The sequence below is a fragment of the Microbacterium koreense genome (assembly GCF_042677105.1).
Taxonomy (GTDB): Bacteria; Actinomycetota; Actinomycetes; order Actinomycetales; family Microbacteriaceae; genus Microbacterium; species Microbacterium koreense.
On the sequence record NZ_JBHTIM010000001.1, the window covers coordinates 511,850 to 538,798 of the forward strand.

26 protein-coding genes are annotated in these 26,949 nt (G+C 64.4%); 6 read left to right on the forward strand and 20 right to left on the reverse strand.

Annotated elements, in window-relative coordinates:
* Positions 1-19: 19 nt before the first annotated feature.
* The gene (locus ACFQZV_RS02330; protein ID WP_378752899.1) at positions 20-433 is read right to left on the reverse strand and encodes an SRPBCC family protein; all 414 of its coding nucleotides are present in this window, start codon (positions 431-433) and stop codon (positions 20-22) included.
* Between the two features lie 76 nt (positions 434-509).
* On the opposite strand from ACFQZV_RS02330, the gene ACFQZV_RS02335 reads away from it, so the two are divergent.
* The 3 genes from ACFQZV_RS02335 (at position 510) to ACFQZV_RS02345 (ending at position 1,884) form a co-directional block, all read left to right on the forward strand.
* Complete coding sequence (locus ACFQZV_RS02335; RefSeq protein ID WP_378752901.1) at positions 510-1,076, forward strand: dihydrofolate reductase family protein; 567 nt, start codon at positions 510-512, stop codon at positions 1,074-1,076.
* 137 nt (positions 1,077-1,213) lie between these two features.
* Complete coding sequence (locus ACFQZV_RS02340; RefSeq protein ID WP_378752903.1) at positions 1,214-1,651, forward strand: VOC family protein; 438 nt, start codon at positions 1,214-1,216, stop codon at positions 1,649-1,651.
* A gap of 80 nt (positions 1,652-1,731) precedes the next feature.
* Positions 1,732-1,884 (forward strand): hypothetical protein, encoded by a 153-nt coding sequence (locus ACFQZV_RS02345; protein WP_378752905.1) that lies wholly within the window; start codon positions 1,732-1,734, stop codon positions 1,882-1,884.
* 71 nt (positions 1,885-1,955) lie between these two features.
* Here the strand turns inward: ACFQZV_RS02345 and ACFQZV_RS02350 are convergent, their stop codons facing one another.
* The 10 genes from ACFQZV_RS02350 to ACFQZV_RS02395 all read right to left on the reverse strand — a co-directional run bounded on the left by ACFQZV_RS02350 (position 1,956) and on the right by ACFQZV_RS02395 (position 14,933).
* The gene (locus tag ACFQZV_RS02350) at positions 1,956-4,370 is read right to left on the reverse strand and encodes a hypothetical protein (protein ID WP_378752907.1); all 2,415 of its coding nucleotides are present in this window, start codon (positions 4,368-4,370) and stop codon (positions 1,956-1,958) included.
* 731 nt (positions 4,371-5,101) lie between these two features.
* Entirely contained in the window at positions 5,102-6,517 is a 1,416-nt protein-coding gene (locus ACFQZV_RS02355) for an aldehyde dehydrogenase family protein (protein WP_378752909.1), read from the reverse strand.
* A gap of 14 nt (positions 6,518-6,531) precedes the next feature.
* Positions 6,532-7,557, reverse strand: coding sequence for an alcohol dehydrogenase catalytic domain-containing protein (locus tag ACFQZV_RS02360; RefSeq protein ID WP_378752911.1), 1,026 nt, complete (start codon positions 7,555-7,557; stop codon positions 6,532-6,534).
* Positions 7,554-9,041, reverse strand: coding sequence for an FGGY-family carbohydrate kinase (locus ACFQZV_RS02365; RefSeq protein WP_378752913.1), 1,488 nt, complete (start codon positions 9,039-9,041; stop codon positions 7,554-7,556). Before ACFQZV_RS02365 ends, ACFQZV_RS02360 begins: the two co-directional genes overlap by 4 nt.
* Entirely contained in the window at positions 9,025-10,068 is a 1,044-nt protein-coding gene (locus tag ACFQZV_RS02370; RefSeq protein WP_378752915.1) for an NAD(P)-dependent oxidoreductase, read from the reverse strand. The genes ACFQZV_RS02365 and ACFQZV_RS02370 overlap by 17 nt, the downstream gene beginning before the upstream one ends.
* Positions 10,065-10,859, reverse strand: coding sequence for a class I fructose-bisphosphate aldolase (locus ACFQZV_RS02375; protein WP_378752917.1), 795 nt, complete (start codon positions 10,857-10,859; stop codon positions 10,065-10,067). The genes ACFQZV_RS02370 and ACFQZV_RS02375 overlap by 4 nt, the downstream gene beginning before the upstream one ends.
* 37 nt (positions 10,860-10,896) lie before the next feature.
* Positions 10,897-11,766 (reverse strand): carbohydrate ABC transporter permease, encoded by an 870-nt coding sequence (locus tag ACFQZV_RS02380; RefSeq protein ID WP_378752919.1) that lies wholly within the window; start codon positions 11,764-11,766, stop codon positions 10,897-10,899.
* Positions 11,763-12,653, reverse strand: a complete 891-nt coding sequence (locus tag ACFQZV_RS02385) for a carbohydrate ABC transporter permease (RefSeq protein ID WP_378752921.1) — start codon at positions 12,651-12,653, stop codon at positions 11,763-11,765. Before ACFQZV_RS02385 ends, ACFQZV_RS02380 begins: the two co-directional genes overlap by 4 nt.
* Before the next feature lie 87 nt (positions 12,654-12,740).
* Positions 12,741-14,129, reverse strand: coding sequence for an ABC transporter substrate-binding protein (locus tag ACFQZV_RS02390; protein ID WP_378752923.1), 1,389 nt, complete (start codon positions 14,127-14,129; stop codon positions 12,741-12,743).
* Between the two features lie 42 nt (positions 14,130-14,171).
* Positions 14,172-14,933, reverse strand: coding sequence for a DeoR/GlpR family DNA-binding transcription regulator (locus tag ACFQZV_RS02395; RefSeq protein ID WP_378752925.1), 762 nt, complete (start codon positions 14,931-14,933; stop codon positions 14,172-14,174).
* A gap of 108 nt (positions 14,934-15,041) precedes the next feature.
* Here ACFQZV_RS02395 and ACFQZV_RS02400 point away from each other — a divergent pair, with 108 nt between their 5' ends.
* Both ACFQZV_RS02400 and eno read left to right on the forward strand, forming a co-directional pair.
* Positions 15,042-16,040, forward strand: coding sequence for a phosphotransferase family protein (locus ACFQZV_RS02400; protein WP_378752927.1), 999 nt, complete (start codon positions 15,042-15,044; stop codon positions 16,038-16,040).
* A 24-nt stretch (positions 16,041-16,064) separates the two neighbouring features.
* Positions 16,065-17,345 carry a phosphopyruvate hydratase gene (eno, locus tag ACFQZV_RS02405; protein WP_378752929.1) on the forward strand — a complete coding sequence of 427 codons (1,281 nt, stop codon included), beginning with the start codon at positions 16,065-16,067 and terminating at the stop codon, positions 17,343-17,345.
* Between the two features lie 231 nt (positions 17,346-17,576).
* Here the strand turns inward: eno and dnaB are convergent, their stop codons facing one another.
* Together dnaB and ACFQZV_RS02415 are read right to left on the reverse strand one after the other, a co-directional pair.
* Positions 17,577-18,950, reverse strand: coding sequence for a replicative DNA helicase (dnaB, locus tag ACFQZV_RS02410; RefSeq protein ID WP_378752931.1), 1,374 nt, complete (start codon positions 18,948-18,950; stop codon positions 17,577-17,579).
* A 393-nt stretch (positions 18,951-19,343) separates the two neighbouring features.
* Complete coding sequence (locus ACFQZV_RS02415) at positions 19,344-20,084, reverse strand: FadR/GntR family transcriptional regulator (protein WP_378752933.1); 741 nt, start codon at positions 20,082-20,084, stop codon at positions 19,344-19,346.
* A 107-nt stretch (positions 20,085-20,191) separates the two neighbouring features.
* Between ACFQZV_RS02415 and ACFQZV_RS02420 the strand changes: the two genes are divergently transcribed.
* On the forward strand, positions 20,192-21,343 hold the full coding sequence (locus ACFQZV_RS02420) for a mandelate racemase/muconate lactonizing enzyme family protein (RefSeq protein ID WP_378752935.1): 1,152 nt from the start codon (positions 20,192-20,194) through the stop codon (positions 21,341-21,343).
* A 160-nt stretch (positions 21,344-21,503) separates the two neighbouring features.
* Here ACFQZV_RS02420 and ACFQZV_RS02425 read toward each other — a convergent pair whose 3' ends face one another.
* From ACFQZV_RS02425 to rpsF, 7 genes are all read right to left on the reverse strand, one after another.
* Entirely contained in the window at positions 21,504-22,460 is a 957-nt protein-coding gene (locus tag ACFQZV_RS02425; protein WP_378752937.1) for a carbohydrate ABC transporter permease, read from the reverse strand.
* Complete coding sequence (locus ACFQZV_RS02430) at positions 22,447-23,253, reverse strand: carbohydrate ABC transporter permease (RefSeq protein WP_378752939.1); 807 nt, start codon at positions 23,251-23,253, stop codon at positions 22,447-22,449. Before ACFQZV_RS02430 ends, ACFQZV_RS02425 begins: the two co-directional genes overlap by 14 nt.
* Positions 23,254-23,406: 153 nt before the next feature.
* The gene (locus ACFQZV_RS02435) at positions 23,407-24,765 is read right to left on the reverse strand and encodes an ABC transporter substrate-binding protein (protein WP_378752941.1); all 1,359 of its coding nucleotides are present in this window, start codon (positions 24,763-24,765) and stop codon (positions 23,407-23,409) included.
* A 167-nt stretch (positions 24,766-24,932) separates the two neighbouring features.
* Positions 24,933-25,385, reverse strand: a complete 453-nt coding sequence (gene rplI / locus ACFQZV_RS02440) for a 50S ribosomal protein L9 (protein WP_378752943.1) — start codon at positions 25,383-25,385, stop codon at positions 24,933-24,935.
* Between the two features lie 10 nt (positions 25,386-25,395).
* On the reverse strand, positions 25,396-25,650 hold the full coding sequence (rpsR, locus tag ACFQZV_RS02445; protein ID WP_378752945.1) for a 30S ribosomal protein S18: 255 nt from the start codon (positions 25,648-25,650) through the stop codon (positions 25,396-25,398).
* An 88-nt stretch (positions 25,651-25,738) separates the two neighbouring features.
* Positions 25,739-26,254, reverse strand: a complete 516-nt coding sequence (locus tag ACFQZV_RS02450; RefSeq protein WP_378752947.1) for a single-stranded DNA-binding protein — start codon at positions 26,252-26,254, stop codon at positions 25,739-25,741.
* Between the two features lie 5 nt (positions 26,255-26,259).
* Positions 26,260-26,619, reverse strand: a complete 360-nt coding sequence (rpsF, locus tag ACFQZV_RS02455; protein ID WP_378753022.1) for a 30S ribosomal protein S6 — start codon at positions 26,617-26,619, stop codon at positions 26,260-26,262.
* Positions 26,620-26,949: the final 330 nt, after the last annotated feature.

Sequence of the window (26,949 nt, forward strand, 5' to 3'; positions counted from 1 at the left end):
TGGCAGGGTGGCCCGTCATTCATCCTGGGGCGGAGCCTGGTCGACGCCTCTCCACGATGGCTGCCAGCCGATCGAGATCCGCGGCGACGGTTGCGATGTCGCGCGCGAACTCGTCATCGTCGAGGTCGAGCTGTCGGATGGTGAAGACGATCTCGGCGCCGTCGGGGTGGGCAAGCACTCGGACGGGGTTGGTGACCACCGTCCCGGACGGCAATGTCACATCGTGGTCAAGGATGCCGAAGCTGTTCCGGTCCACGAAGCGCACTCTCACCTGGCCCATCGGCGACTCGACGATGAGCACGTCACCGTCTCGAATGACGTCGGATCGGGAGAGTCCGGCAGCCCACTGTGAGAGATTGTCAACGTTGGACGCGAAGTCGTACACGACCTCTGGCTCCGCAGAGACGACGCGGCTGACGTGGTGGCTTCGCACGACGCCATCATCCCATCCGTCGACCACTCACCGGCCGACGCGAGGTGAAGCACTTCGCACTCAATGAGGAGGACTGATGGAAGACATGACTCCGCGCACGGCGGACGGCAAGGTGCTCTGGCACTTCACGATGTCGCTTGACGGGTTCGTCGCAGGCCCCGGCCACTCGATGGACTGGATGCGGGGCATCGACGACACCGGCGAGCGCGACATCATCGCGGAGTACGTCGAGACGACGGGCGCGATCCTGGGCGGCCGTGACGGCTGGGATGCGTTCCCGGATGCGGAGGGGGTGTACGGTGGTCGCTGGTCAGGCCCCGCCTTTGTACTGACGCATCATCCCGAGGATGCCGCGCCGTCTCCCGGTGTCACCTTCCTCGATTGCGACGTCGCCGAAGCCGTGCAGATCGCGCTCGACGCCGCAGGCGGCAAGAATGTCGAGGTGCTTTCGGCTTCGATCGGCACCCAGCTTCTCGAGCGCGGCCTGCTCGACGAGATCGACATCCACCTCGCGCCCGTGCTGCTCGGCGACGGCATCCGTCTCTATGACGTTCCGGGTAGCCGGCCTGTGCCCCTCACGCTCGTCAATGGCGAGGCGGGTCGCGTCGAGGTGCCGCTGCGCTACCGCCCGTCGGCGTGGTGATCGGCGACGTGGCGTTCGCCCGCGTGATATCCCTCCGACGACGAGGTCGCGAGTCGCGATGTCGTCGGCGGTGATGCCGAGTGACGCTACCCGATCGGATCGCGGCGGCGTCGGCGCGGGTTCCTAGAATGCGACGCATGAACATTTCGCTGGTGAATGTGGGCATCGCCGTGCGAGACCTGGATGCGGCGGTCGCGTTCTTCACAGATCTCGGCCTGACCGTGCTGGGGCGCGACGAGGTGCGTGGTGAGTGGGCGGATGTCGCGGTCGGACTCGACGGCAACCACGTAAGAGTCGCCATGCTGCAGACACCGGGCGGCGACGGTCAACTCGAGCTGTTCGAGTACGTGCACCCCGACGCGATCGACACCGAGCCGACGCGGCCGAATCAGATCGGGATGCACCGCGTCGCGTTCTCAGTCGATGACATCGACGCCGCACTCGAGATCGCCGCCCGCCACGGCTGCCATCCCCTCCGCGGCGTCGCCACCTATCAAGACCGCTACAAGCTGACGTATCTGCGCGGTCCGAGCGGGATCATCGTGATGCTCGCCGAGAGCATCGGGCCAGGGTGAGCCCGGCAAATCGGGGCACGTGCGACGTCGCCGCCGCCTACGCCAGGCGAGCAGGCGAGTACGCGCAGAGGTTCGGGACGATGTCGTCGACGCACGCCCTGGATCGTCAACTCGTCGCGGAGTGGGCTGCCGGCATCGACGGCGAGGTGATCGATGCCGGCTGCGGGCTGTTCAGTGCCCGCCCGCGCCTGGCCATCACGCTCTGGCTACGATCTGACTATGGGGAACGCTGAACCCGGGTGGTACGACGACGGGTCAGGTCAGCAGCGGTCGTCGGACGGTCATACGTGGATCTCGCCGCGCCCTACGTGTTGCGCACTTCTGCTCCGGCGTGCTCCACACCGCTCTGGCTAAGCGCACTACTCCGCGATCGTCGCCGAATCGGGTAATTTGCCCACAGTTGGGTGTAGGGACTGTCGATCCGCCGCCGGAAGCGCAAGACCTCGTTCGGCTCGGCGAACACCGCGCCGGGTGAGACATACTGCGGTAGGTCGAGCTCGGGTAGTCCGAGCCAGTCATAGCCGGAAGGGCGGGTTACCACGTGGCGCGAACCACGGGGGGCAGCGAAGTAGTACTCGCTTCGCCCCCACCGGTCGTGAATCGCGTCTTCAAGCCGGAACTCCACAAGTGAAAGGCCCGCCGACTCGAGTGTTCGCAGGCTTACTTCGATTTCGCGTAGGGCGCTCTCGATCTGCTCGACACCGCTGGCAGTCTTGCGGTAGTGCTGATGCTCGTTCCGAATGTCAGTCACCTTGCCGCGCTGAAGAGATCGGGCGATCTCCCGGAGCTGTTCCGCAATTCGCTCGCGTGATCGGGCTGTCAGGTTGAGAAATGGGGCGGAGAACCTGAATGGGAACCGTTTGAGCTCGCTTCCGCGCGCGTACGCGGGGAAGTCGGTCTCCGAGCGGAGATAGTCATCCGATCGCGCTTCCATCGCAACCAGATGCTTCGCCAGGAACTCGAATCCGCGGATAAGCGTATAGAGATCGAGCTTGTCCGACAGATAGTCGAAGCTCATGACGGGATCGGCGGCGTCGTCGGCTGCGTCCTGGACAAAAGACATTCCACGCGCATGGTCTGCTTCAAGGCCGTACTCATACGGGTTTGGGTCATTTGCGTGATCGTGGATTAGCGCCCATGCAGAAAAGGCGAGCGACTCAGCGAGGTAGCGCTCGAGTTCACGGAAGAATTTGCTCGCAGTCCCAAGGAACTCCTCGGTCTCCCGCGACCCGGGCGTGTGCGACGCTTTTGCCAGGCCCGACAGCCGTTGGTGGAGGCGCCAGAACTCAGCCCGCGGATCTTCCTCATCGTGCAATGGATAGCCGAGTTTCCAGAGGAACCGCGCGACAAGTTCCTCGTCACTTCCGTCGAGTCCCCGAATTACGCCGAGCCGCTCCGCGAGCTTGGAGACGTGCGCCTTCCGAGGCATGACCAGACGCTCAATACACTCGGCCGGATCAGTGACCCTAAAGAAGGTATCGAGTTGCTCCGCGAGCGTTTCGCCCTCGATATCGCGAATCTGCCATGCAAGTTCTTCCGCTTCCTCAACCTGCTCAAGGTTGGTTAGGTTTCCCACTTCGTGCCTCAGCCGGAGCATTGCGAAGCCTTCGTCGTGTGATGCAAACCGAAGGCCATGGATGCCGACTTCGGGCAACAATCCGAACGCGCCCGACCGCCGGTCCCGATTCACCACGGGTCGACGTACCTCGCCCACGGGTACGGCGATCTTGCCCGACTCGACCAAGACGTCGAGCGCCTCACGAAGCGAGGGTTCGCGTGCCAGCAGGGCGATCTGCATCAGCTGAGCGTGAGTCAGGTCGCTGACGGCTTCCGCTGCTGCGTCTACTCCGAGGAATCCAGCCACGTCGGTTCGGAGCTCGCCCGAGGTCGTGTCGAGAAGATGGACGACGAGAGCCCGGAGTTCGTCCGTACTAAGGCCATCCCCGATCAGCGTTGCAGCGACGCCGACATGGGCATCGCTAAAAAGGATGGCGGGAACGTCACGGATCTCGTCCGCGGCGCCGAACCAGTCACGACTCTTCTTGTCGTCGTCGCCCAGGAACGTGTTGAAGCGGTCCCGATGCGTGTTGATCGCGGCCGTGTCACTGGTGCTCAGGTGAACTCTGTGGACCATGTCACACATCGCATCCGAGCAATGGAATGCCTGGATCCGTCGGCCCGAGTGGACTTGGCGCGTTGACCTCGAGCGGTGGAGTCCGTACGGGCCGGTGACAAACCTGCCGTACTGCTGCACGCCCGCGGGCGTCGCATCAAGGAACCTCTGGGTCTCGCTGTATGTGAGGACCGCCTGTCCCTCCTCGAACATGTCCGCGTACACGTCGTAAGACTTGCGGCCGAACTCGTAGGGGAACCTGATTTCGCCGTCCTTGATCTGCTTGCTAACGGCGCCGGCGAGAGCGACCAAATCAGTCTTCTCCAGGTCGACAAAAAGATCCTCCTGGCCGATCGCAAGCGCACACAGAAGCCGCGCTTCCTTCGGTGGAATCTTGTCTGACTTTGCGGTCACTGCCTTGGAAAAGACTTGGTCGCCCGCGGGCGTCAGATGGATCGCCGAGTTGAGTTCGTCGGAGATCGTGTAGTCGTTGGCAATCACGCAATCTGCGAGTACTCGCATCAGGTCGACGAACTCAACGAATCTCTCTCGTTGAGACATGCTCGGAAGTGCGCTTGCGATGTCGGCCGGGAGCTCGGTTGTCACTTGAACGTCCAATGAGTAGTCGGGTGTAGCCAGAACCTATCGGCACGCCCCGACATCCCGCGATACTTTCGGCTCGAAAGCCGGGTCGAGTTGCGTTCGACCACGGGCGCGCGTGATGAGCTGCAGCTGTCCGAGCTCAGAGCCCTTGTCAGGGACTGCTCTGTTTTGCGCTCCGCACCCGAATCTCACCATGCTCATCAAGGAGGAGTGAGCGCGAGGCGCCCACAGCGAGGGCGTTGGTGGAATGGCGCCCACTGGGATGACGCGGTCATGCGAGAGGGCGCGCAAGAAAAGGATGAGCTGACCATTCGCACTGCCCTGTTGCCGGTCCTCGACCGCGCGAACCGGAAACAGCCGAGATAGTCCGAGTCCGGGGAGTTCACAAAGGACGCATTGCGCGTGGTCACGAACGAACATCCCGCCCGGCCTTGAGATGACCCCGATTGGCAATACGCTCCGGCCTTCTTCGGAGAGGGTACCGACAGTTGTTGTAGAAACCGCTCGGAGTTGTACTTCTCGGGTGAGCGATGCTGCGGATCTATCGACCGAGATGCCCATTCCGCCAGGACGGTGTTGTGGATGGAGATGTCCTTGCGTGCACGCTAAGGCGCAACACCGGCGAGGACGGCCTTGTTGTCGTCGAGTGCTGTGATCGTCACGATAGTCGCACGTGCCTGCGGGCCGGCGCGGCGCGGATTCTGGGGGCTCCGAACTCTGCGGTGCGAGCCGATTCAGCCAGCGCGGTGGATGGATTTCACCTCGAGGTACTCCTCGAAGCCGGCCGCACCGGCTTCGCGACCGATGCCGGACTTCTTGTAGCCTCCGAACGGTGCCTCGTTGTTGAATCCTCCACCGTTGACGGAGACCTGCCCGGTCCGAAGGCGTCGTGCGACCTTGATGGCGCGCTCTTCGTCGCCGGACCAGACGCCGCCTGCGAGGCCGAACTCGGTCTCGTTGGCGAGGTCCACTGCCTCGTCTTCGTCGGCGTAGGGAACAATCGAGAGCACAGGGCCGAAAATCTCGATCTTGTTGATGGTCATGTCGCTGGTGACCCCAGAGAAAACGGTGGGCTCGACGAAGTAGCCTCTGTCTGTGGGGCGAGTGCCACCCCCGGTGACGAGCGTGGCTCCTTCCTCCACACCCTTGGCAATGAGCTCCTCGACGCGCTGCAGTTGACGCGAGTTCACAACGGGACCGAGCTGAGTTTCGTCGGCGAATGGGTCGCCGTACACGAATCCATCCGCCGCACGCTTTGCGATCTCTTCAACCTGCGGGAGGACGCTGGCGGGCACGAGCATGCGGGTGAGCGCGGTGCAGGTCTGGCCGGCGTTGAAGTAGCAATTGGCGACGCCGGCTGCTACTGCTTCTTCCAGGTTGGCGTCGTCGAGGATGATGTTTGCCGATTTGCCGCCGAGTTCGAGAGCCACCTTCTTCACGGTCGGTGCGGCGAGTTCGCTGACGCGCACGCCTGCGGCAGTGGATCCGGTGAACGAGACCATGTCGATGTCAGGGGAAGTGGCGATCGCTTCACCGACGGGGACGCCGTGTCCGGAGACGAGGTTGAAGACGCCGGCGGGTAGTCCGATCTCGTCGCAAACCTCGGCGAGGAGATAGGCGGTGAGTGGGGCGACTTCGCTGGGCTTGAGGACGACAGTGCAGCCGGCGGCGAGGGCTGGGGCGACCTTGAGCGCGATCTGGTGCAGCGGGTAGTTCCACGGTGTGATGCAGCCCACCACGCCGACGGGCTCCTTGACGACCATGGAGTGCTTCACATAGCCAGCGTCGTACGCGTAGTCGCGAACGTAGCTGGCATAGAAGCGGAAGTTGCGGATCGGGAGGTCGGACTGCCATTCGATCGAGTGTGAGTAGGGCATTCCGATCTCGGATGAGACCGTCCGGGCGATCTCTTCTCGGCGTGCGTGGAGGCCGTCGGCGAGCTTGTCGATCCAGTCACCCCGCTCCTGCGGGGTGAGGGCGGCCCAGCCGTCGAAGGCGCGCTTGGCTGCGGCTGCGGCGGCTGCGACATCGTCAGCGGTGCCGGCCGGGACGGATCCGATGACCTGCTCGGTGGCGGGGTTGATGACGTCGATGAGTTCGGTGGAGCCGGATGGGGTCCACTTTCCGTTGACGTAGATGTTGTGGGTCATGGTGTTGCCTTTCCTCATTGAGCAGCAGGGGTGATGGTTGGGTCGAATTGGATCTTGATGGTGTCTGCGCGACCGATGGCGGCGAGGGTTTCGGCGCCCGCATCGAGCGCAAATCGCGTGGTGATCAGCTCCTGCAGCGGAAAGTCGCTGCGCTGCAGGATCCGGAGGGCCCCGGGGATGCCGCGGTTCAGGCTGAACGATCCGATGATGCGCAGCTGCCTGCGGTAGATCTCGAACGGGTCCAGGTTGATCTGGCTTCCGGGTGGGCAGACTCCGAAGGGGATGAGCGTGCCGCCATCGGCGAGGAGGCGGATTGCATCCTGGACGACCTCGGGTCTTCCTGTGGCGTCGATCACGAGGTCGAAGTCCGCTGTAGGAAGCACGTCTGTGATGGATTCATCCACGATCGCGGTGTGAGTTGCGCCGAAGCTGCGGGCACGATCGAGCCGTTCGGGTATGCGGTCCGCGAAGGTGACGTCGTGCACGTCCCATCCGCGAAGTGCGATGGAGAGAATCATTCCCATCGGACCGGCGCCGATGATCGCGGCTTTCATTCCGGGGGCGAGCCGTGCGCGTTCGAGCGCGTTCACGGCGCACGCGAAGGGCTCGGCGAGGGCTGCGACGGGCATGCTCAGGCCGCCGATGTTGTGCGCGTTCTCTTGGCGGACGACGGCGTATTCAGCGAACCCGCCGTCTCGTTCAGCGCCGTATGCCTGTCCTGCGGTGCACAGGTTCGGGTATCCGCGGGTGCAGTTGCGGCATTGATGGCATGCGATGAGCGGGTCGATGGCGACGCGCGCTCCGATGCAGCCCTGGTAGATGGAGTCGGCGTCCACCACAGTTCCTGCGAACTCGTGACCGGGGATCCGCGGAAACTGGGCCGAGTAACGGCCCGCGAGAATGTCGAGGTCGGTGTGACACAGTCCCGCCGCTTCCACGCGGATCAGAAGTTCTCCAGGACCTGGTGTCGGCTGGGGAACTTGCGTCACTTCGAAGGTGTCCAGCCCTGTGTAGACGACCGCTTTCATCGTTTCGGTCATGGCTTCTCTCCCTCCAGCAGATCCCAGATTGGCCGGGCGAGTTCGAGGGTCGCGGCGTATCGGGCGTGACTGTCATCCCAGCGGGCGGCGGCGCCCCTACCGGGGGTGTAGTTGCGCTCGACTCGCGACCAGGCGCTGCTTGCATCGACCGCGTCAGCGAATCGCCCGGTTCCGATGCCGGCGAGCATCGCGGCGCCGAGTGCGCCGGGTTCGGTCGAGTGAGCGACCTGTATTCGTGTGTTCAGTCCGTCTGCGAACATCTGGGCCCAAAGCGCACTGCGCGCGGCACCGCCTGCGAGGCTGACGACCTGGCGCGGGGTCGCGCTTTCGAGCAGCCAATCCATGTGAGTGCGGTGGTTATGGACGACCCCCTCCCAAACCGCCCTAACCAGGTGCGCACGGGCGTGCCAGCCGCGCAGTCCGAGGAATGATGCGCTGGCCGCAGCGCCGAATGGGCTGCCGTAGAGGAAGGGGTGGTAGATCGGCAGGTCGGCATCGGGCGGGAGCGCAGCAACTTCATCGTTGGCCGCCGCGATCGCGTCTGGTGTGTCGATCATCAGGTTCCGGAGGAACCATTCGAAGTTTGTCGCAGATGCCGGGGAGGCGGCCATGTTGACCCAGCTGCGCCCGTCGATCCATGGGCGAGCCTGCCAGTGCGGATTGACCACTCGTTCCGGTGCGATGTACTGGTTGACGCTGTAGGTGCCGGCGAGGATGGAGTAGTCGCCGACCTTGGTGGCGCCCGCCCCGAGCGCGGCTGCAACCACGTCGTGAGTGCCGACCGCGACGGGGGTGCCGGTTTTCAGCCCAGTCCGCTTGGCGACGGCGGGCAGGATGCCTCCGGCGATTGCGCTCGCCGGCTTGGGTGCGGGGAGAAGTCGCTCGAACTCACCGAGGCAGTACTCGCCGAGCGCGGCGGAGGAGTACCCAGTGCCATCGAGTGTTCCGACCGAGGAGTTTGCTTCCACGAAGTCGGTGGCGATCTCCCCGGTGAGCGCGTACCGGAGCCAGTCCTTGCAGTACAGGAGCCACTGCGTGTCATCGAGCATCGCGGTCTCGTTGATCGCGAGCCATGCCAGCAATGGCGCCAGCGATGCGGCGAACGGTTCCTGACCGGTCAATTGCCGCGTGCGCGCCAGAGTGCCGTCGGACTTCCACCGGTCGAGGATGCCCTCGGCGCGAGTGTCTAGCGCGAGGATCGCGTTGCGTGTGGGCGTGCCGTCTCGACCAACAAAGTACATGCCGTCGCCATGTGCGGCGATGCCGATTCCGGTGATGGAGTCTCCTCCTCCGGGGAGGAACGCAACGGCTTCGGCGATGGCGTCCAGCAGCTGCTCTACGACACCGGCGGCGTCACGTTCGACGTGGTGCGGCTCGGGTTGAATGGTCTGGGTCGGTCTGCGGGTGGTGACCAGCTCAAGGCCGTCGTCGTCGAAGACGACAACCTTGAGCGCGGTCTGGCCGCTGTCAATTCCGAGCAGCATTGCCTTCGTCCGTCAGGATCCCGTCAACGACCTCGGCGACGAGTCCTCCGGATCGACTGAACGATTCTGGGGTGTCGCCGGCGAAGTGGACGGTCAGGGTGGTGTTGTCCAACTGCCGCCACCTGCTGTCCGCAGGGAGGGGCTCCTCGTCGAACACATCGAGTGCCGCACCGGCGATCTGGTCCTGCTCGAGCGCGGCGAGGAGCGCGTCGTAGTCCACCAGTCGGCTGCGGGCGGTGTTGACGAAATACGCGGTGGGCTTCATCTTCGCGAACTGGTCTCGACCGATGAACCTCGCGTTCTCCTCGGTGAGGCGCGCGAACACGGCGATCACGTCGGCGCGTTCGAACACGTCGTCGAAGCTCACGGGGGTCACCCCGTCCGCGCGCAGCAGGTCGGGGTTGGCGTATGGGTCGGAGGCGATGACTTCTACATCGAAGCCCGAGAGCAGCTTCACGAATCGGCGACCGACCTGCCCGTAGCCGATCAGTCCGACGGTCCGCCCACCGAGCTCGGTCGCGCGGGAGCGGTAGTCCTTGCGCCAACCGCCAGTAGCGATGCTGCGGTCAGCGCGGGCGATGTTTCGCATCTCGGCGAGGATCAGACCCAGCGTGATCTCCGCCACAGCGGGCGCGTTGCGGCCTGCGATGTTGCGCACGGAGACGTTGTTCGCCGCCGCGACCGATGCGTCGACATTCTCCGTTCCTGCTCGAGCGACGACCACCGCACGAAGACCTTCGCTGTCGGTGAGGACGTGCGACGGCACGGGGAAGAAGTGCACGACGAGGATGTCCGCGGTGGATGCCAACTCGACGAGCTCGGCGGGAACTTCGACCGCGTCCGGGCCGTGGAGCTCGATCTGGTGCTGTAGCGCGTGGATCGCCGGTCCGCCACCGGGAATCGTCCAGTCTGTCGCGACGATGATCGCGGCATCTTCGCCCAGACGTTCCCGGATGGCGGCGCTGATGGTGTCGGCGGGAACGTAGGCGTCACCGATGATGACGATGTTGGGTCGGGTGCCGGTCATGCGCTGTGGACGAGGTCGTGCAGTGTACGGGCGGTAGCGGCCGGATCGGTGGCCTGCCACACGTTGCGACCGTAGACGAGACCGCGCGCCCCGGAGCTCAGTGCGTCGGTGGTGCTGTTGCGCAGAGCGTCGATGTCGTCCGTCTTGGGTCCGCCGAGCAGCAGCAGCGGAACGGGGGTGTTGTCGACGACAGCGCGCATGGACTCTACGTCGCCCGTGTACTGCGTCTTCACAGCGTCGGCGCCGAGCTCAGCGGCGAGACGGTTGACGTAGATCAGCGCCTCGGCGTCGGCCTGGTCCTTGACCCGTGAACCCCACAGCACCGTCTCGACGATGAGGGGCAGGCCTACCTCGTGGGCCTCACGGGCGGCGCGGGCCACCGCACGGCAGTTGTCGGCCGTGACAGCGTCGTCGGGGTTCCCGAGGATGAGGAACATGACAATGCCGTCGGCGCCGAGTGCGGCAGCCTCACGGGCATCGATGAGCCGACGATACTCCTCGCCTGCCCCGGCGGTTCCCTCGGGCTGAAGTGCTCCGAGGAAGATGAAGTCGGTGCGGACCAGCACGGCCGGGGCGTTGCGGTGTGCGAGTTGCGCGCGGCTACGGTCCAGCAGTCCCGGCGAGAGGAGGATTCCGTCGGCGCCGGCGTCCACGACGGACTGCACGACGGTGGCGGCGGACTCTCCGCCACCCTTCGCGCTCGCGCCGAGGCCGCGGTCGAACGCGACGATCATGGTGCGGCCGGTGTCCTTCGCGAACAGTCGGCCGAGGCGGTACTCCGAGGTTTCCATGAGTGTGGGGTTTCCTTTCGATTCCCGTGTGGGAGGTCTATTTGATGGCACCCAGCGAGAGCCCCCGGACGAGCTGCTTCTGTGCAAGCAGGCCTGCGAGAACGACTGGGAGGGTAGCGAGGAGGGATGCGGCGGACAGCTTCGCGAGGAACAGGCCCTGCGTGCTGATGAAGCCCACCAGGTACAGCGGAACGGTCTGCGCCTGCACCGAGGTGAGGCTGCGGGCGAGGAAGAACTCGTTCCAGGAGAAGATGAAGCACAACAGGGCGGTCGCGGCCAGTCCTGGTGCGACCATCGGCAGCACGACCCGGTAGAGCTCCTGGTAGAAGTTCGCCCCGTCTACTCGTGCGGCTTCCAGCACCTCCTTGGGGATCTCGACCATGAAGGATCGGATGAGCCACACGGCCAGGGGCAGGTTCATCGCGGTGTACATGATGACCAGCAGCACAATCTGGTCGAGCAGGCCGAGCTGATTGGCGATCAGGTAGATGGGAATGATCGCGCCGGCGATCGGGAGCATTCGGGTCGACAGCAGGAAGAACAGCACGTCCTTCCATCGGCGAATGGGGCGGATCGAGAGTGAGTAGGCCGCGGGGAGTGCGAGCACGATCACGAGCAGGACCGAAACGACGCTGGCGGTGATGGAGTTCTGGAAGAACGGCAGGAAGTTGTTCTCGAATGCGATCCGGAACTGGTCCAGGGTGGGCTCGAAGAACAGCTTGGGAGGGTAGGTGACCGCATCGACTTCCGATTTGACGGCGGTGATCACCATCCATACGAAGGGGAACACGATCAGCAGCGCTACCAGCCATGTCAGTGCGCTGAGTATCCAGCCGAAGCGGCTGCCTCGACGCCTGCGTCGCGCGGGCTTGACGGTCATGACCTCTGTGACGGTGTGGAAGCTCATGAGGCCCGCCCTTCGGTTGTCTTGAGGAGGTTGGATGCCACACGCAGCCCGATGGAGGCGATGATGAGCGTGGCGATGAGGACGACAACCGCCATCGCGGAGGCCTGGCCGATTTCGAGGCCGCGGAACGCCCGCTGGTAGAGGTAGTAGGGGATGTTCGTCGTCGCAGATCCGGGCGCCGCGAGATAGACGATGTCGAACGTCTGAATGATGTAGATCGTCCCGAGGACGATGGACAGCTCGCTGTACGGGCGCAGGTGCCGCCAGGTGAGCTCACGGAACCGAGCGAACGCTCCAGCTCCATCGACCTTGGCCGCCTCGATAGTGCTGGGGTCCTCACTCTGCAATCCGGCGAGGAGGATGAGCATGAAGAATGGCGACCACTGCCAGGTGAGGATGATGATGACCGACAGCATCGGGTATTGACCCAGCCAGTCAACGGCGGGGATCCCGACGAGGCCGATCGCCCAGTTCACGATGCCGTAGGTAGTGCCGAGCATCGTGTTCTTCCACAGCAGCGCTGTAGCCGCGGGGAGCACCAGGAAGGGGATGATGAGCAGCGTGCGGACGATGCCACGGCCGCGGAATTCACGGTTGACCAGCAACGCGAGCATCAGGCCGAGAACGAACGAGGCCAGAACGCCGCCGACCGTCATGACGATGGTGTTCCAGGCGGCCTGGAGGAACTCGGGTTCGGTGAAGATGGTCGCGTAGTTCTCGAGTCCGACGAATTCGGGTCCGCTGCGGCTGGTCACGAGGTTCCAGTCGTTCAGGCTGTACCAGATCGTGATGACGAAAGGCAACTGGCTGACCAGCAGCACGACGATCATCATGGGGTACAGCGGGAACGCGAGCTTCGTGCGCGCCCAGAAGGACGGCTTCTTCACACTGTTCCTTCCGGTGGCGCCCGGCGCAGGCGTGCTCGCCTGCGCCGGGCGCTTCCGCGCCTCAGTAGCTGAGGACTGCGTCATAGCTCACTCCCCGGCAGCCCACTCGCGGTTGTCGTCCGCGAATCGCTCGAGAATCGCGTCCGCCGCGGCTGCGACGTCAGCTCCAGAGGCACCGCTGGTGATCGCCGCGGAGACCTCCTTGGCCACCTGGGTGCCGAAGTCCTGATAGGACGGCAACAGGAGGAACAGGATTCCGTCGTACGGCGCGGGACTCGGGTGAGAGGTCGGATCGGCGAGATCAACCATGTCCAGCGAAGTCTGAGCGAACGGAGCTGCAGCCATGTACTCCGGGATCTCGTACGTCGACTCACGAGTGGCGGACGGAGCCCGCTCCCAGCCGAGCTGCTCCCCCACGAGCTGCACGTAGTCCTTCGATCCGAAGAACGCCAGGTACTTCCATGCCGCGTCCTGTTTCTCGGAGGTTGAGGTGATCGAGAGGTTCCACGACCACAACCAGCCGTTGCCATCCCAGCTCTCCACGGGCGCCGGTGCATAGCCGACCTTCCCGACGACTGCGCTGGTGTCCGGGTTCTCCACGGACGATCCTGCGGAGGTGGCGTCGAACCACATCGCCGCGTTGCCCTGCGTGAAGGCGGTGAGGCACTCCGGGAACCCGTTGCTGGAGGCGCCGGGGACGCCGTAGTTGCGCTGCAGGTTCAGATATGAGTCGATGGCGGCGACCGCCTCAGGGCTCGACAGCTGCGGCGTCCAATCCTCGTCATACCAGACGCCGCCGTAGGCGTTGATCATCGGGTTCAGTGCGGCCATCGCGGCACCCCAGGAGGCATCTCCGCGCATGCAGATACCCGCCAGATTCTGCGACGGATCCTGAATCTGCTCCGCGAGCTGGGTGACGTCGTCCCAGGTGGGCTTCTCCGGCATCTCGAGGCCGGCGGCGTCGAAGAGGTCCTTGCGATACATCAGCATGGATGACTCGGCGCTGATCGGGACGCCGTACAGCTGATCGTCGAGGGTCAGGCCGCTGAGAACGGCGGGAACGATGTCGCCCTCGTCGAACTCCGTGTCCCCTTCGAGGTATGTGTCCAGCGGCGCCAGCCAGCCGTTCTGCGCCCAGAGCGGCACTTCGAGCGGACCGATGCTGACAACGTCGAACGGGCTCGATCCGGTGGCCACGCCCTGGGTGAGCTGATCGCGCAGCTGGTCCTCGGGGAGGTTGACGTACTCGACCTTTACGTCTGGGTTTGCCGCCTCGAACTCGCTCGTCAGTTCGCGGATGTCGTCGAACTGGGGAACTGCCGCGGTTGCCACCGTGATGGTGGTCACGCCGTCCTCGCCGTTGTTGGGGGTGGTGCTTGCTGTGCATCCGCTGATGGCCAGAGCGGCAGCCGCAACGCTGCTGATCGCCGCTCCGGTGCGCCAACGCCGCAACTTCGCGGTGTGTGACTGGGTCATTGGTGTGCCCTTCTTGTTGGTGGTGTTTCGGGTTGGGGTCTGTCAGGCCACGACCACGTGGGCGACCGCCTGCTGCAGGTCGTCGACGAGGTCCGCGTCCAGCCCGGAGTCAGTGATGACTCCGTCGATGTCCGCCGGTGTGGCGAACCGGTGGAAGTAGGAAGCGCCGATCTTGGAGTGGTCCAGCAGCGCGATGCTGCGCCGGGACGCTTTGACCATTGCTCGCTTGCATTCCGCCTCGGTCTGGTCGGACGTCGTGTAACCGTGGTCGACGCTGAATCCATTCGCGCCGATGAACGCGAGATCGATCCGGAGCTCGGCAAGCGCGTCCGTGGTCCACAGGCCCACGGTGCTCTGGCTCACCGGGCGGAAGACGCCGCCCAGGTGCATCAGCGTGATGTTCGGGAACGCGGCGAGAGAGTTCATGATGTGCAGCGAGTTGGTCACGACGCGAAGGGCGATGTCAGTCGGCATGAACCGCGGCAGGAGCGCGGTTGTCGTTCCCGAGTCGATCAGAACGGCGCCTTCAGCCGGAAGCTCAGTCGCTGCCGCCTTCGCGATGCGGATCTTCTCGTCGGTCATCACCGATTCGCGGACCTCATTGACCGGCTCGAACCCAAGTCGCTGCACGGCGATCGCGCCACCATGAGTGCGGGTCACGAACCCCTGACGCTCTAGATGCACAAGATCCTTGCGCACGGTCTCCGTGGTCACTCCAAGCTCGGCGGCCTCAGAGGCCACATCCACACGCCCCTGCTGTCGCACCCGCTCGAGCAGTACACGTCGTCGTTCTTCCAGATACATCGTCGTTCCTTCCGGTAGCGCCCATACTACAGATATCGCAAGCATTCGCAACTAGACGAGACGGGTGTTGATTGGGTATGGTTGCGACACCATCTTGATTGGACCCGCATGTCGACGACGCTTGCTGCGACCACTGTTCCCGATTACCTCCGGCGACGAGGGCTCTCTGCCGCCGCCGATGAGGCTTGGCTCATCCAGCAACTCACGGGAGGAGTAAGCGGCGCCGTCTACTCCGCGTGGGACGGCGAGCACCGATTCGTTGTGAAACAGTCGTTGGAGAAGCTTGCGGTCGAAGACGACTGGACGGCACCGCGCGACCGGATCCTCAACGAGGCACGAGTCCTCGACATGCTCGGCGATGTCGTTCCCACGCGCTCGCCCGTCGTTCTGGACGTGGACGAGGACAGTCTCACGCTGACGATGGAGCACGCACCACTCGACTGGACCGACTGGAAGACTGAGCTCCTCGCCGGCAGGGTCGACGCATCTCTCGCTTCCGCGCTCGGCACCGCGCTGGGAACAATCCACCAGTCAACCACCAACCACACCTGGACTCTCCCGCCGGATGATGGGGCTGCAGGATTCCTCGCCCTGCGCGTTGAGCCGTTCCACTACACGGTTGCCGAGCGGATCCCCGAACACGCACCTCAGGTCCGCGAAATCGCGTCCCGCATTCTCGCAACACGGGACTGCCTCGTGCACGGCGACTTCTCCCCCAAGAACATCCTCGTCAGCCCCGATGGCCACAGCGAGCGCCAGTTCTGGATCATTGATGACGAGGTCGGGCACCGTGGAGATCCGACCTTCGATCTCGCGTTCTTCCTTACCCACCTGGCACTCAAGCGCGTGCGCGCAGACGAGCACATCAAGCCGAAGTTCGACGAGGCGGCCGCGAAGTTCCTCGATGCGTACTCGCAGACCGGGACGCAGGTTGACGCCTCCTACCTTTCACAGCAGATTGGCTGTCTCGTGCTGGCGCGCGTCGTCGGGCGCTCCCAGGTTCGCTACCTCGACGCATCAGCACGACTCACCGCACGAGCGCTCGGCGTCGAGCTGCTGACGCGGGCCGGCGAGTACGATCTCAGCCGACCGCTGAAGATCCCCTAACCCCAATAGAAGGCAGGAGCTTCAATGCCGAACACCACCATCACCGCGCTCGACGCGTGGGAGGCACTCGACTCCCGTGGCCGACCTACTGTCGGGTGCCGGATTACCCTGCAGGGCGGCGGGGTCGGACGCGTCATTACACCCTCGGGCGCCTCCACGGGCGACTTCGAGGCAATCGAGCTCCGCGACCGCGACGACCGATACTCGGGGTTCGGCACACGTCGCGCCGTTGCGTCGCTTCGGGGCCCCATCGCCGAGACCCTCATCGGCATGGATGCCGCGGACCAGGTCGCAGTCGACTCCGCCATCGCGGCGCTAGATTCCGACGCAGCCCTTTCCGGGATCGGCGGGAACGCCGCCCTCGGAGCCTCCCTTGCGACGCTGACAGCGGTTGCCGATACCAACCGCGAACCACTGTGGAGGGTGCTCGACCCAACAGGGGTTCCACTGATCCCCCTGCCGATGGTCAACATCGTGTCCGGCGGCGCGCACGCAGGCCGAGCCATCGACATACAGGACATCCTCGTCATCCCCGTCGGGTCGACCAGCTTTACCGAGGGCATCGAATGGGTGTCGCGAGTACGCAGCGCAACGGCTGAGCTCCTCACCGAGCAAGGAGGATGGGCGGCTCTCGTGGCGGACGAGGGCGGCCTCAGCGCACGCCTCGACTCGAACGAGGCCGCACTCGCCCTCGTCACCGGCGGCATCGAACGCAGCGGACTAGGCGTCGGGACCGACGTCGCGATCGCTGTGGACATCGCCGCTTCCCAGCTCGTCGACGCCGGCCAGATCAGACTGCGGTCAGAGAACACCACGCTCACCAGTGACGAGTGGATCGAACGGCTAGTCCAATGGGCACAGCAGTACCCGATCGTCTCAATCGAAGATCCCCTCGGCGACGACGACTGGGGCGCCTGGCGACGCGCATCGCTCGAGCTACAGAACATCCAGCTTCTTGGAGACGATCTCTTCGCCACCAACGCCAGCCGCGTGGACCATGGCATCTCTCAACAAGTCGCCAACTCAGTTCTGATCAAACCCAATCAAGCCGGGCTCGTCTCACGCACAGCCGATGCCGTAGCGACGTCACAGCGCGCCGCCTACGCCACCGTCGTCAGCGCCCGCTCAGGAGACACCGAGGACCACTGGCTCGCCGACCTTGCAGTCGGTTGGCGCGCCGGACAGATCAAGGTCGGCTCCACAATGCGATCCGAACGCACCAGTAAGTGGAACCGACTGCTCGAACTCGAAGCGACAGAGAAGACCACCTACGCGGGACGTGCAGCGCTAGCGCCCCTTCGCTGAGCCCCCCCGGCACTCTGCCACCCCATGAACCCTCGAAGCACAGACGCTGGTTGGCGTCAACCCCGGTTTCGCGCGAAGACGCGGGATGGCGAAGTCGCCTAGACAGCCAGAATTGAGGGGCTCTGCGAGCTCGACGCCAGGGAGAGCTGCCCAGCAATAGAAATGTCCAGATGGACACACCGTGGACATTTCATCTGCGAAATGGACAACCTAAACAAGTCCCTACAGTCATCACCCAAAGTCGCCCGGCGCCATGTCGGCGAACCGGGAGAAGTGGCCCTGGAAGGCAACCGTGATGGTGTCGGTCGGGCCGTTGCGGTGCTTGGCGACGATGAGGTCGGCCTCGCCAGCACGGGGGCTGTCCTTCTCGTAGGCCGCCTCGCGGTGAAGCAGCACGACCATGTCGGCGTCCTGTTCGATCGAGCCCGACTCACGCAGGTCTGACAGAGCAGGTTTCTTGTCCTGGCGCTGCTCGGGGCCACGGTTCAGCTGCGACAGGGCGATGACTGGCACGCCGAGCTCTTTTGCCAGCAGCTTGAGGGCACGCGAGAACTCCGAGACCTCCTGCTGACGCGACTCGACGCGCTTGCCCGACGTCATGAGCTGGAGGTAGTCGATCACGACCATCTTCAGGCCCACCCGCTGCTTGAGACGGCGACACTTGGCGCGGATCTCGACGAGCGTCATGTTCGGCGAATCGTCGATGTACAGCGGAGCGTCGTTGATGCGACCGCGGGTGGCGGCGATCGTCGTCCAGTCGCGCGAGTCGAGCGTTCCCTTGCGCATCGCCTGCAGCGGGATCGCGCCCTCGGCGCTCATGAGACGCATGGCGATCTCGCTCCGGCCCATTTCGAGCGAGAAGAAGATCGTGGGCATGTCGTTCTTGATCGCCGCGGCGCGGGCGAAGTCCAACGCCAGCGTCGACTTACCCATCGCGGGACGCGCGGCGATGATGATCATCTGACCCGGGTGCAGCCCGTTGGTGAGTTGGTCGAGTCCCGAGAAGCCGGTCGGGATGCCGGTCATCTGTCCTTCGCGGCCACGCGCAGCCTCGATCTCGTCGACAGCAGCGTCGACGGCGATCGTCAGGGGCACGTAGTCCTCGGCGGTCTCGGTGCCGGTCACCGAATAGATCTCGGCCTGGGCGTTGTTGACGAGGTCGGTCGCCTCGCCCTGGCCCGAATAACCCATCTGCACGATGCGCGTCCCCGCGTCGACGAGCCGGCGCAACAAAGCCCGCTCCGAGACGATCGACGCGTAGTACCCCGCGTTCGCCGCGGTCGGCACGATCGACGTGAGCGTGTGCAGATAGTCGGCGCCGCCGGCGCGCTGCAGTTCGCCGGTCTTGATGAGTTCGTCGGTAACGGCGACGACGTCGGTGGGCTCGCCGTGCGAGTACAGCGACAGCACGGCCTCGAAGATCACTTCGTGCTTCGGGATGTAGAAGTCGGCGCCGCGGAGCGATTCGATGACGTCGGCGACGGCATCCTTCGACAAGAGCATTCCGCCGAGCGTGCTCTGCTCGGCCAAGAAGTCATGAGGAGGCGTGCGCTCCGACTCTCGAGAGGATCCGAGCCGATCTTCGGAGATGTCCGCGATCGACATTCGACCCCTCTTTCTGCGCCCCCGCGCGTCGCCTCGATTCAACCGGAGCCAACGCTAGAGACGGGGTCCGACACCCGCAAATGTGCCTGTGGATAACTATGTGGATTGTTTGCGCGAAACGCCGCGAAGCCTGTGAACAACTCCTGTGGAAAGATCCGTGAGCGTTCTTGATTTCCTCGTTCTCAAATTGCCTTGACCAGGGCTTTCTGTTTTCACAGCCTGTGGACAAAGGTGTGATTGAAGTTGCCCTTGAAGGTTGTGAATGAGGTTGTCGGTTATGCACAAGGCGACACGCGCGGGATTCTCGGCCGACGCGCGGGGAGATCACGCCAACCGCCCTGCTGTTGCGAACGACAACAGGGCGATAGGGCGTTCAATGCCGCCCTATCCTGGTCAACCCCGCTTGTTCGTGGGGAGCCGACGACGCTCCCACGATCCGAGGATGTGGTGGTCCATCGCGGCGCGAGCGGCCTCGGTGTCGCCAGCTTCGATCGCAGCGAGAACAAGCTCGTGCTCGCGCATCGTGAGCTCGAACGCGCGCTCGGGGTCGATGCCGTGGTAGCGGTTGCTCTCCAGCGCGCGTTCGAACAGAACGCGGGCGAGGCTCTCGGCGAGCGTGTTACCCGAGAGTTCCATCACGGCGACGTGAAACTGCACGTCTGCTTCGCGGAACGCGGCCGAATCGTCCATCGAATCACGCATCAGCTGCAGGCTCTCGCGCAGTCGCGACAGGCCGTCGTCGTCACGTCGGGCCGCGGTCGCGGCGGCCATCGCAGCTTCGAGTGCCCCGCGCACGACGCTCAGCTCATCGAGGATGCCGAGCGTATCGTCGTGGCCGATGAGAGTCTGCAGCACGAGCGGATCCAACAGGTTCCACGTCAGCATCGGATTGACATGCGTACCGCGGCCCTGCGCCACGGTGACCATTCCTTTTTCTTGAAGCCGCTTCATCGTCTCGCGGACGACGGTGCGGCTGACCCCGAACTCCTGCGCCAACTGAGCTTCGGGCGGAAGCATATCACCGGGTCCGACCTCGCCCGTGACGATCATCTCGACGAACTGGTGGAGGACCGCCGCGCCGATGCGATCGATCGGCGTCCGCGGTACCGCCCCGGCGCTTCGCCCCGTACTCATATCGACACTCTAGCCCGCCTCTCTACGGACATCGGAGGTCCCACCTCATATTCACCAGACGTGTGATGTATGCTGTTTATGCCGACTGTGCGAAAGTCAAGGATGATATGAGAATCACGGGGTACCGCCTCTTGCGGACCGTCCACGTTTGGGGTCGACCCGTCGGCGACGCCAACGGCTATGTCGAGGCCGGTGTGACGGAGGTCCCTCTCGTGATCCTCGACACTGATGAAGGCATCGCAGGCGTGGGGATGGGCTCACACCACGACATCGACCGGCTGTTCCCCGCGATCGAGGGCGAGGATCCCCGATCCGTATCGGCGCTCTACGACGCGATGCTCGCGCGGGTCTTCAAGTCCGGCCACGGCGGCAGCACGTTCGGTGGCATTGGGGCTCTGGACATGGCGCTGTGGGACCTCAAGGCCAAGATCGCCGATGAACCGCTCTGGCGACTCCTGGGAGCCAAGGACCGCTTCGTTCCTGGTTATGCGTCGGGGCTCGACATCGCCCTCACGAATGACCAGCTCCACGATTTCTACGCGGGGATGGCTGATCGCGGATTCTCGAGCGGGAAGCTGAAGGGTGGGCGCGATGCCACCACCGACCTCGAACGGCTCGGCATCATCGCAGACGCGTTGCACATCAACGCCGTTCGGCCGACCCTCATGCTCGACGCGAACGAGTCGTGGAATCTGAAGCAGGCGGTGCGGTACATCTCGCGAATCGAGCGAGAGACGGATCTAGCGTGGATTGAAGAGCCCCTGCGGCGGTGGGATGCGGCGGGCCACGCGCGACTGAGCGCGTCCATTCGCGCAGCCGTCGCCACGGGTGAGAACCTCACCGGTCTCGAGCAATTCCGGCCGCTCTTCGACGCCCAGGCTGTCGACGTCGTCCAGGCGGGCGCCGTCTGGGGGATCACACACTTTCTGCGTGTCGCGGTCGCCGCCCACAGCCGTGATCTCCCGGTCAGCCCCGTCGGGCTCACGGCGAACTACGCCGTCGCCGGCGCCGCCGTCGCCATCCCGAACCACCTCACTGCTGAGATCCAGGATCTCGGCACCCCTGTCGGCGTCGCGATCGATCAGGAGATCCAGGACGGGGGCATCGTCCTGGGCACGAAGCCCGGCGCGGGCATCGAAGTGGACGAAGCTGCCATCGCCGCGCACCAGAGCTACGGAGACTGGCTCACTCCCGGCGGACCCCATGTTCGTTCTCGTCGCGCCGGATTACGAATGATGCTCCATCTCGGTGAGCAGTGATCGGCGTCTCGACCCCGTGCTCCGCCGGATCGTCGCACGGCTAGGCGAAGCGATCTCGGCGGGATCTTCTACCCCGCCTTGAGCTCGACGCCCTGCCCACCCCGCGTGAGATGTGAGGCTGTTCCACCCTCGGCGCTCGCCCTGGGCGAGCCAAGGTGGGCTATTCTTTCGTGCCCCCGGCGGTCAGCCCCGACACGAGGAACCGCTGCGAGAACAGGAAGATGATCAGCACGGGCGCGACGGACAGGATCGTCGCCATCGCCAACACCGGCAAGTCGATCGTCACCGACCCCGCCGACGTGGGGTTGAAGAGCGGGACATTCGACAGCAGTTCTGCCAGCCCCACCTGGATCGGCGACTTACGTCCGGGCACCATCACGAACGGCAAGAAGTAGTTGTTCCAGTTCGTCACCAAGTTGAAGAACCCCACCAATGCGATGACCGGTGTGGCGAGGGGCATCGCGACCTGCCAGAAGACCCGGAACTCCCCGGCACCGTCGATACGAGCCGCGTTGAGCAGGTCACGCGAGACGGCCGTCGAGAAGTAGATATAGGTGAGGTACACCCCGAACGGGAAGAACGAGAACGGCAGGATCACCGACCACGGCGTCCCCACCAACCGAACCGCGCTCAGCTCGAGAAAGACCGGAAGCACCAGCGCAGTATTGGGGATCAGCATGACCACGAGCGTGATGACCAGCAGGGCGCGCCGATACTTGAACTCCACGAGCGCGAGCGCGTATCCGGCGGGGATGCTCACCACAAGGGTGATCACCAGAGCCACGCCCACATAGACGGACGCGTTCCCGAGCCACACCCAGACGATTCCGTTCTGGAACGCCATCAACTGATTCCAGTTAGACGCGAGAGTCTCGAACGCGCCGAAGCTGAACGGATTGTCCAGAAGGAGCTGCCGTGGCGTCTTGGTCGGGGCCAGCATCAGCCAGATCATGGGCACGACGAAGAAGAGGAGGAAGAACCCCATAATCGCCCAGGCGACGACGCGTCCCACCCATGCCGCCGGCGAGGGGTGTTCGGATTGGGGGTCGTGGAGTTTGAAGCCGCGGCGCTTTCGACGCCGACGGTCAGGCTGAACGATCAGTTCAGTCGCGCTCAAAGAGTCCTCCTCGGAACACGAACAACGCCGACAAGCCGGCGGCGACGACCAATAGCAGCAGCGAGATGGCCGCCGAGCCGCTGAAGTCGTTCTGTTTGAACGCGTACAGGTATGCCAACTGGTTCAGCGAGTAGTCCTGAGGGACGACACCCTTCGAGGCCTGCGACAACACACGGGGCTCCACGAACAGCTGCGTGCCGGCGGCCAACGCCATGATGAACATGTAGCTGATCCACTTGCGCATGAGCGGGATCTGGATGTGCCACGCAGTCTTGATGGGGCCAGCGCCGTCGATGCGAGCGGCTTCCATCACTTCGTGCGGGATGTTATTGAGGGCGCCGTACAGAATGATGATCCATCCGCCCGCCCCCGCCCAGAAAGCGATCAGCGTGAAGACGATCGGCAGGTTCTCCAGCGATACGGCCTGGACGAAAGTCTCGAACCCGAAAGCGCGCAGGAGCCCAGCCACCGGACTGACAGTCGGATCCAGGAGGAACAGCCACAACATGACGCTCGATGCGCCTGCCAGTGCTCCCGGAATGTAGTAGAAGAATCGCACCGTGGACGACGACCACCGTACGCGCAGGCTGTGCACGAGCAGAGCCAGTAGGACGGCGAAAATCGTCAGCGACACGAGCCAGACGACCAGGTACAGCGCGACATGCTGCACCGCGGGCCAGAACCGGTAGTCCGAGAAGACCTTCGCGAAATTATCGAAGCCCGCGAAAGCCCCGTCTTTTGTGAACGCCAAGAACACCGCATAGAGCGCGGGGAGAATGCCGAACGCGACCAACAGGATCGTGTAGCCACTGGTGAAGATGTAGCCGATGCGCGCTTGGCTTCGGTCTGGTCGACGCCGGGAACGAGGCGGCCCCTGCCGCCGGCCCCGGCTGAGGGGGCCGACGGCAAGTGCCGTGAGATCAGCTGTCGTAGTGATGACGATGCCCTACTGTGCGGTGGTGTACCCGTTGACCTGCGCCTCGTTCAGGTACTTTTCCTGCCATTCTCCGGTGACATCGGCGATGGGGGTACCTTCGCTCAGCGCTGGAACGACGACCTCGGCGTAGGCCGTCTCAGGGCTGAAGTTCGGGAAACCCCATCCGCTCCAGATAGAGCCCGCCGCGGTCGCGATCGCGGCCTGGAAGTCACCGACGAAAAAGCCACTCTCGGCTTGAGCGTCGAGCCACTGTGTCGCGGCGAAGTCGTAGGCCGGGAGACCCGTCGCCAGTTCTGCTGCACTGTCAGACGAGGTGACGAACTCGAGGAATGTCTTCGTCGCGTCCAGGTTCGTGGAGTGGCTGGAGGCATACCAGACGCCACCACCGACGTTGCCCGTGACCTTGTCTCCGCCGGCCCAGTGCAGCGGATCGGCGACACCGAACTCACCGGGGTCTGCGTTGACGTTGTCGGGATTCTGGAAGATTGCGCCGGCGTACCAGGCCGGACCCGGCATCGCGACGATCTTGTCGGAGTAGTTCTCGACGAAAGTCGCGCTGAAGATGCTGTCGGTAACGAGTGTGCCGTTGGCGACCATTCGGTCGAGCATCTCGGTCATCGCCACCGAGTTCGGTGCGTCGAAGTCCGACGAGAAGGTGTCGCCGTCCAACTGGAAGATTGGCGCCTCCGCGCCCCAGTAGTAGACGTATGTCCCGACGAACGAGTCGCCGACCGAGCCGAGGATGTAGCCAGGGTGGTCGGCGGCGAGCATCTCGCCGAGCGCTTCGTACTCTTCCCACGTGGTGGGGATGTCGTAGCCGAACTCCGTGAGCAAGGATTCGTTGTACCACAGCGAAACGGGTGCGAGATCATTGCGAAGACCGTAGACGGTCCCATCGATCGTGAGCGGATCGAGCGCCCCGTCAGTGAAACCGTCGAGGAACGCCTGGTCGAAGTAGCCCTGATTCAGCGGTGCTGCGAAGGCCTGCACACCGTTGGTTTCCTTCGCGGCCCAGGATGCATCGTTGGTCTGGGTCGAGAAGACGACATCGGGCCAGCCTTCACCCGACTGATCGAACAGCGCGATCTTGGTCTGGAACGACCCCGTGCCGCCGGCGTTTCCGTCATAGGTCTCGATGGAGATGGGCACATCGGGATGCGCGTCTTCGAACGCGAGCGCGAGCGGCTCACGGGCTGCATCCACCCAGACGGTGATCGCGCTCTCGGGATCCTGCTCCGCGGTGGCGAAGCCGTATTCACTGTTGACCTCGCCGGATCCGCCGGCGCAAGCCGAGAGTGTGACCACGCCCGCGAGCACGAAGCCCACGGCGCCGATCCGGGTGAGATGACTGCGGTGCTGTGGTGCCATTGCCAAGCCTTTCCTTGCCGACGTCGTTGACGACCGACCGCGCATCGCGGCCTGCTTCATTAGATCATACATGTGACCTATGAGCAATCGTGGCGCACAACCCCGTAAACGCCGGATGCCGCGAGCCCCGAAGGGCCCACGGCATCCGATCGTCGGTGTATCGCGCCTTACTTGGCGGCGACCACCTGCAGCGTGATCACAGCGGTGAGGTCGTCACGCAGGCGAACGGTCGCCTCGTGCTCGCCCACGGCCTTGATCTGCGAGGTGATGTGGATCTTGCGCTTGTCGAGGTCACCGAGACCCGCAGCCTTGACCGCGTCGGCGACATCGGCCGGCTTGACCGAACCGAACAGGCGCCCCTCGGCACCGGCCTTCACGGTCAGCTTGACCGTGTTCGCCTCGAGGGAGTCCTTCAGCGCCACGGCCTCTTCGTGGTCGTGGATCGCACGGGCCTCGCGGGCGGCGCGAATCGACGCCACCTGCTTCTCGCCACCGCGCGTCCAGGCCACAGCGAAGCCCTGGGGGATGAGGTAGTTGCGGGCGTACCCGTTCTTGACCTCGATGACGTCACCGGCGCTTCCGAGCCCGGCAACCTCGTTCGTGAGAATCAGCTTTGCCATCGGGTGCTCCTTAGCGGCCAGCGCCGGCGTAAGGCAGGAGCGCCATTTCGCGCGCGTTCTTGATCGCCTTGGCGATCAGACGCTGCTCCTGCACCGAGACACCGGTGATACGACGGGCACGGATCTTGCCGCGCTCCGAGATGAACTTGCGAAGAGTGGCGACGTCCTTGTAGTCGATGACGCCGACACGGATCGACTTCGCGGGAGCGGCGTTCTTCGCGCCCTTCCGCGGCTTGCGGCGGTCGCCGCTTGCCTTTCCAGCCATGGTGTTTCCTTTGTGGTTTCAGAGAACGGATGCCGCGGCATCCGCAGTTCGTCAAGTCGGTGTCGGCCGCAAGCCGATCACCGGGGTGTCAGAACGGGGTGTCGTCGCCGTATGACGACCCGGGCGTGGCCCAGGCGTCAGCGCCGCCGTTCGAGGATCCGGGCGTCGACCACGGCTCATCGGCAACCTGCGCGGGACGCGACTGTCCGCCGCCTCCGCCGTAGTTGCCGCCTCCGCCGCCGGACGAACGCGTGACCTGAGCGGTCGCGTACCGCAGCGACGGGCCGATCTCGTCGACCTCCAGCTCGATCGCGGTGCGGTTGTTGCCTTCGCGATCCTGGTAGCTGCGCTGCTTGAGGCGCCCCTGCGCGATGACCCGCATGCCCTTCGTCATCGAACCGGCGACGTGCTCGGCGAACTCGCGCCAGACGCTCGCGCGGAGGAACAGCGCTTCGCCGTCCTTCCACTCGTTTGCCTGACGGTCGAACGTGCGAGGAGTCGACGCGATGGTGAAGTTCGCGACGGGCAGGCCGTTCTGCGTGTAGCGCAGTTCGGGATCAGCCGTGAGGTTTCCCACGACGGTGATGATCGTCTCGCCGGCCATGAGGGTTACGCGTCCTGCTTCGCCTTGGCCGGGCGGGCGGCCTTGCGGGCGGCCTTCTCGTCGGCGCGGACCTTCTCGGCGGCGACCATCGCGATGGCCTCCTCGGCGCGGAGCACCTTGGTGCGCATGATCGACTCATTCAGCTTCAGCTGACGGTCGAGCTCCTGCGTGGCGTCGCTCGTTGCGGTGAAGTTCACGACCGCGTAGATGCCTTCGGTCTTCTTCTGGATCTCATACGCGAGACGGCGGCGGCCCCAGATGTCGACGTTGTCGATGGTTCCACCGTCGTTCGTGATGACCTTGAGGAACTTGTCGAGGTTCGGAGCGACCTGGCGCTCATCCATCTCGGGGTTCAGGATCACCATGAGCTCGTACTGGTGCGAGTGCGTCACTAACCCACCTCCTTCGGACTAGAACGGCTCCCGGGCGTTTCCCGGAAGCAGGAGGGTGTGTTGCACGTTGCCCGCCCGTGGGCAGACAACCGTCCTATCGTACCGGATGCGGCGGGCTTCCGCCTCCCGCCTTTCAGCTGCCCGTTCTGCACCGGCATTGCGCGGGGCGGGTCTGCGCAACTCCACGGATTTCGGTTGGGCCGGGCGCGGCGCCCGCGGATTGCCGGGGCGTGGTGGGACGCCTCCGGCATAATCCGTGGAGTTGCGCGGTTCCTGCTGTCGGGGACGACTCGGCGACTCGGC

Bases quoted from the DNA above. Each gene is read 5' to 3' on its own strand.
- ACFQZV_RS02375 (WP_378752917.1), bottom strand. From the start codon at position 10,859: ATGGAAACCTCGGAGTACCGCCTCGGCCGACTGTTCGCGAAGGACACC.
- ACFQZV_RS02365 (WP_378752913.1), bottom strand. From the start codon at position 9,041: ATGCTGCTCGGAATTGACAGCGGCCAGACCGCGCTCAAGGTTGTCGTC.
- ACFQZV_RS02345 (WP_378752905.1), top strand. From the start codon at position 1,732: ATGTCGTCGACGCACGCCCTGGATCGTCAACTCGTCGCGGAGTGGGCT.
- ACFQZV_RS02355 (WP_378752909.1), bottom strand. From the start codon at position 6,517: ATGACCCACAACATCTACGTCAACGGAAAGTGGACCCCATCCGGCTCC.
- ACFQZV_RS02420 (WP_378752935.1), top strand. From the start codon at position 20,192: ATGAGAATCACGGGGTACCGCCTCTTGCGGACCGTCCACGTTTGGGGT.
- eno (WP_378752929.1), top strand. From the start codon at position 16,065: ATGCCGAACACCACCATCACCGCGCTCGACGCGTGGGAGGCACTCGAC.
- ACFQZV_RS02340 (WP_378752903.1), top strand. From the start codon at position 1,214: ATGAACATTTCGCTGGTGAATGTGGGCATCGCCGTGCGAGACCTGGAT.
- ACFQZV_RS02395 (WP_378752925.1), bottom strand. From the start codon at position 14,933: ATGTATCTGGAAGAACGACGACGTGTACTGCTCGAGCGGGTGCGACAG.
- ACFQZV_RS02360 (WP_378752911.1), bottom strand. From the start codon at position 7,557: ATGACCGAAACGATGAAAGCGGTCGTCTACACAGGGCTGGACACCTTC.
- rpsR (WP_378752945.1), bottom strand. From the start codon at position 25,650: ATGGCTGGAAAGGCAAGCGGCGACCGCCGCAAGCCGCGGAAGGGCGCG.
- rpsF (WP_378753022.1), bottom strand. From the start codon at position 26,619: ATGGTGATCCTGAACCCCGAGATGGATGAGCGCCAGGTCGCTCCGAAC.
- ACFQZV_RS02415 (WP_378752933.1), bottom strand. From the start codon at position 20,084: ATGAGTACGGGGCGAAGCGCCGGGGCGGTACCGCGGACGCCGATCGAT.
- ACFQZV_RS02400 (WP_378752927.1), top strand. From the start codon at position 15,042: ATGTCGACGACGCTTGCTGCGACCACTGTTCCCGATTACCTCCGGCGA.
- ACFQZV_RS02450 (WP_378752947.1), bottom strand. From the start codon at position 26,254: ATGGCCGGCGAGACGATCATCACCGTCGTGGGAAACCTCACGGCTGAT.
- dnaB (WP_378752931.1), bottom strand. From the start codon at position 18,950: ATGTCGATCGCGGACATCTCCGAAGATCGGCTCGGATCCTCTCGAGAG.
- ACFQZV_RS02380 (WP_378752919.1), bottom strand. From the start codon at position 11,766: ATGAGCTTCCACACCGTCACAGAGGTCATGACCGTCAAGCCCGCGCGA.
- rplI (WP_378752943.1), bottom strand. From the start codon at position 25,385: ATGGCAAAGCTGATTCTCACGAACGAGGTTGCCGGGCTCGGAAGCGCC.
- ACFQZV_RS02335 (WP_378752901.1), top strand. From the start codon at position 510: ATGGAAGACATGACTCCGCGCACGGCGGACGGCAAGGTGCTCTGGCAC.
- ACFQZV_RS02370 (WP_378752915.1), bottom strand. From the start codon at position 10,068: ATGACCGGCACCCGACCCAACATCGTCATCATCGGTGACGCCTACGTT.
- ACFQZV_RS02390 (WP_378752923.1), bottom strand. From the start codon at position 14,129: ATGACCCAGTCACACACCGCGAAGTTGCGGCGTTGGCGCACCGGAGCG.
- ACFQZV_RS02435 (WP_378752941.1), bottom strand. From the start codon at position 24,765: ATGGCACCACAGCACCGCAGTCATCTCACCCGGATCGGCGCCGTGGGC.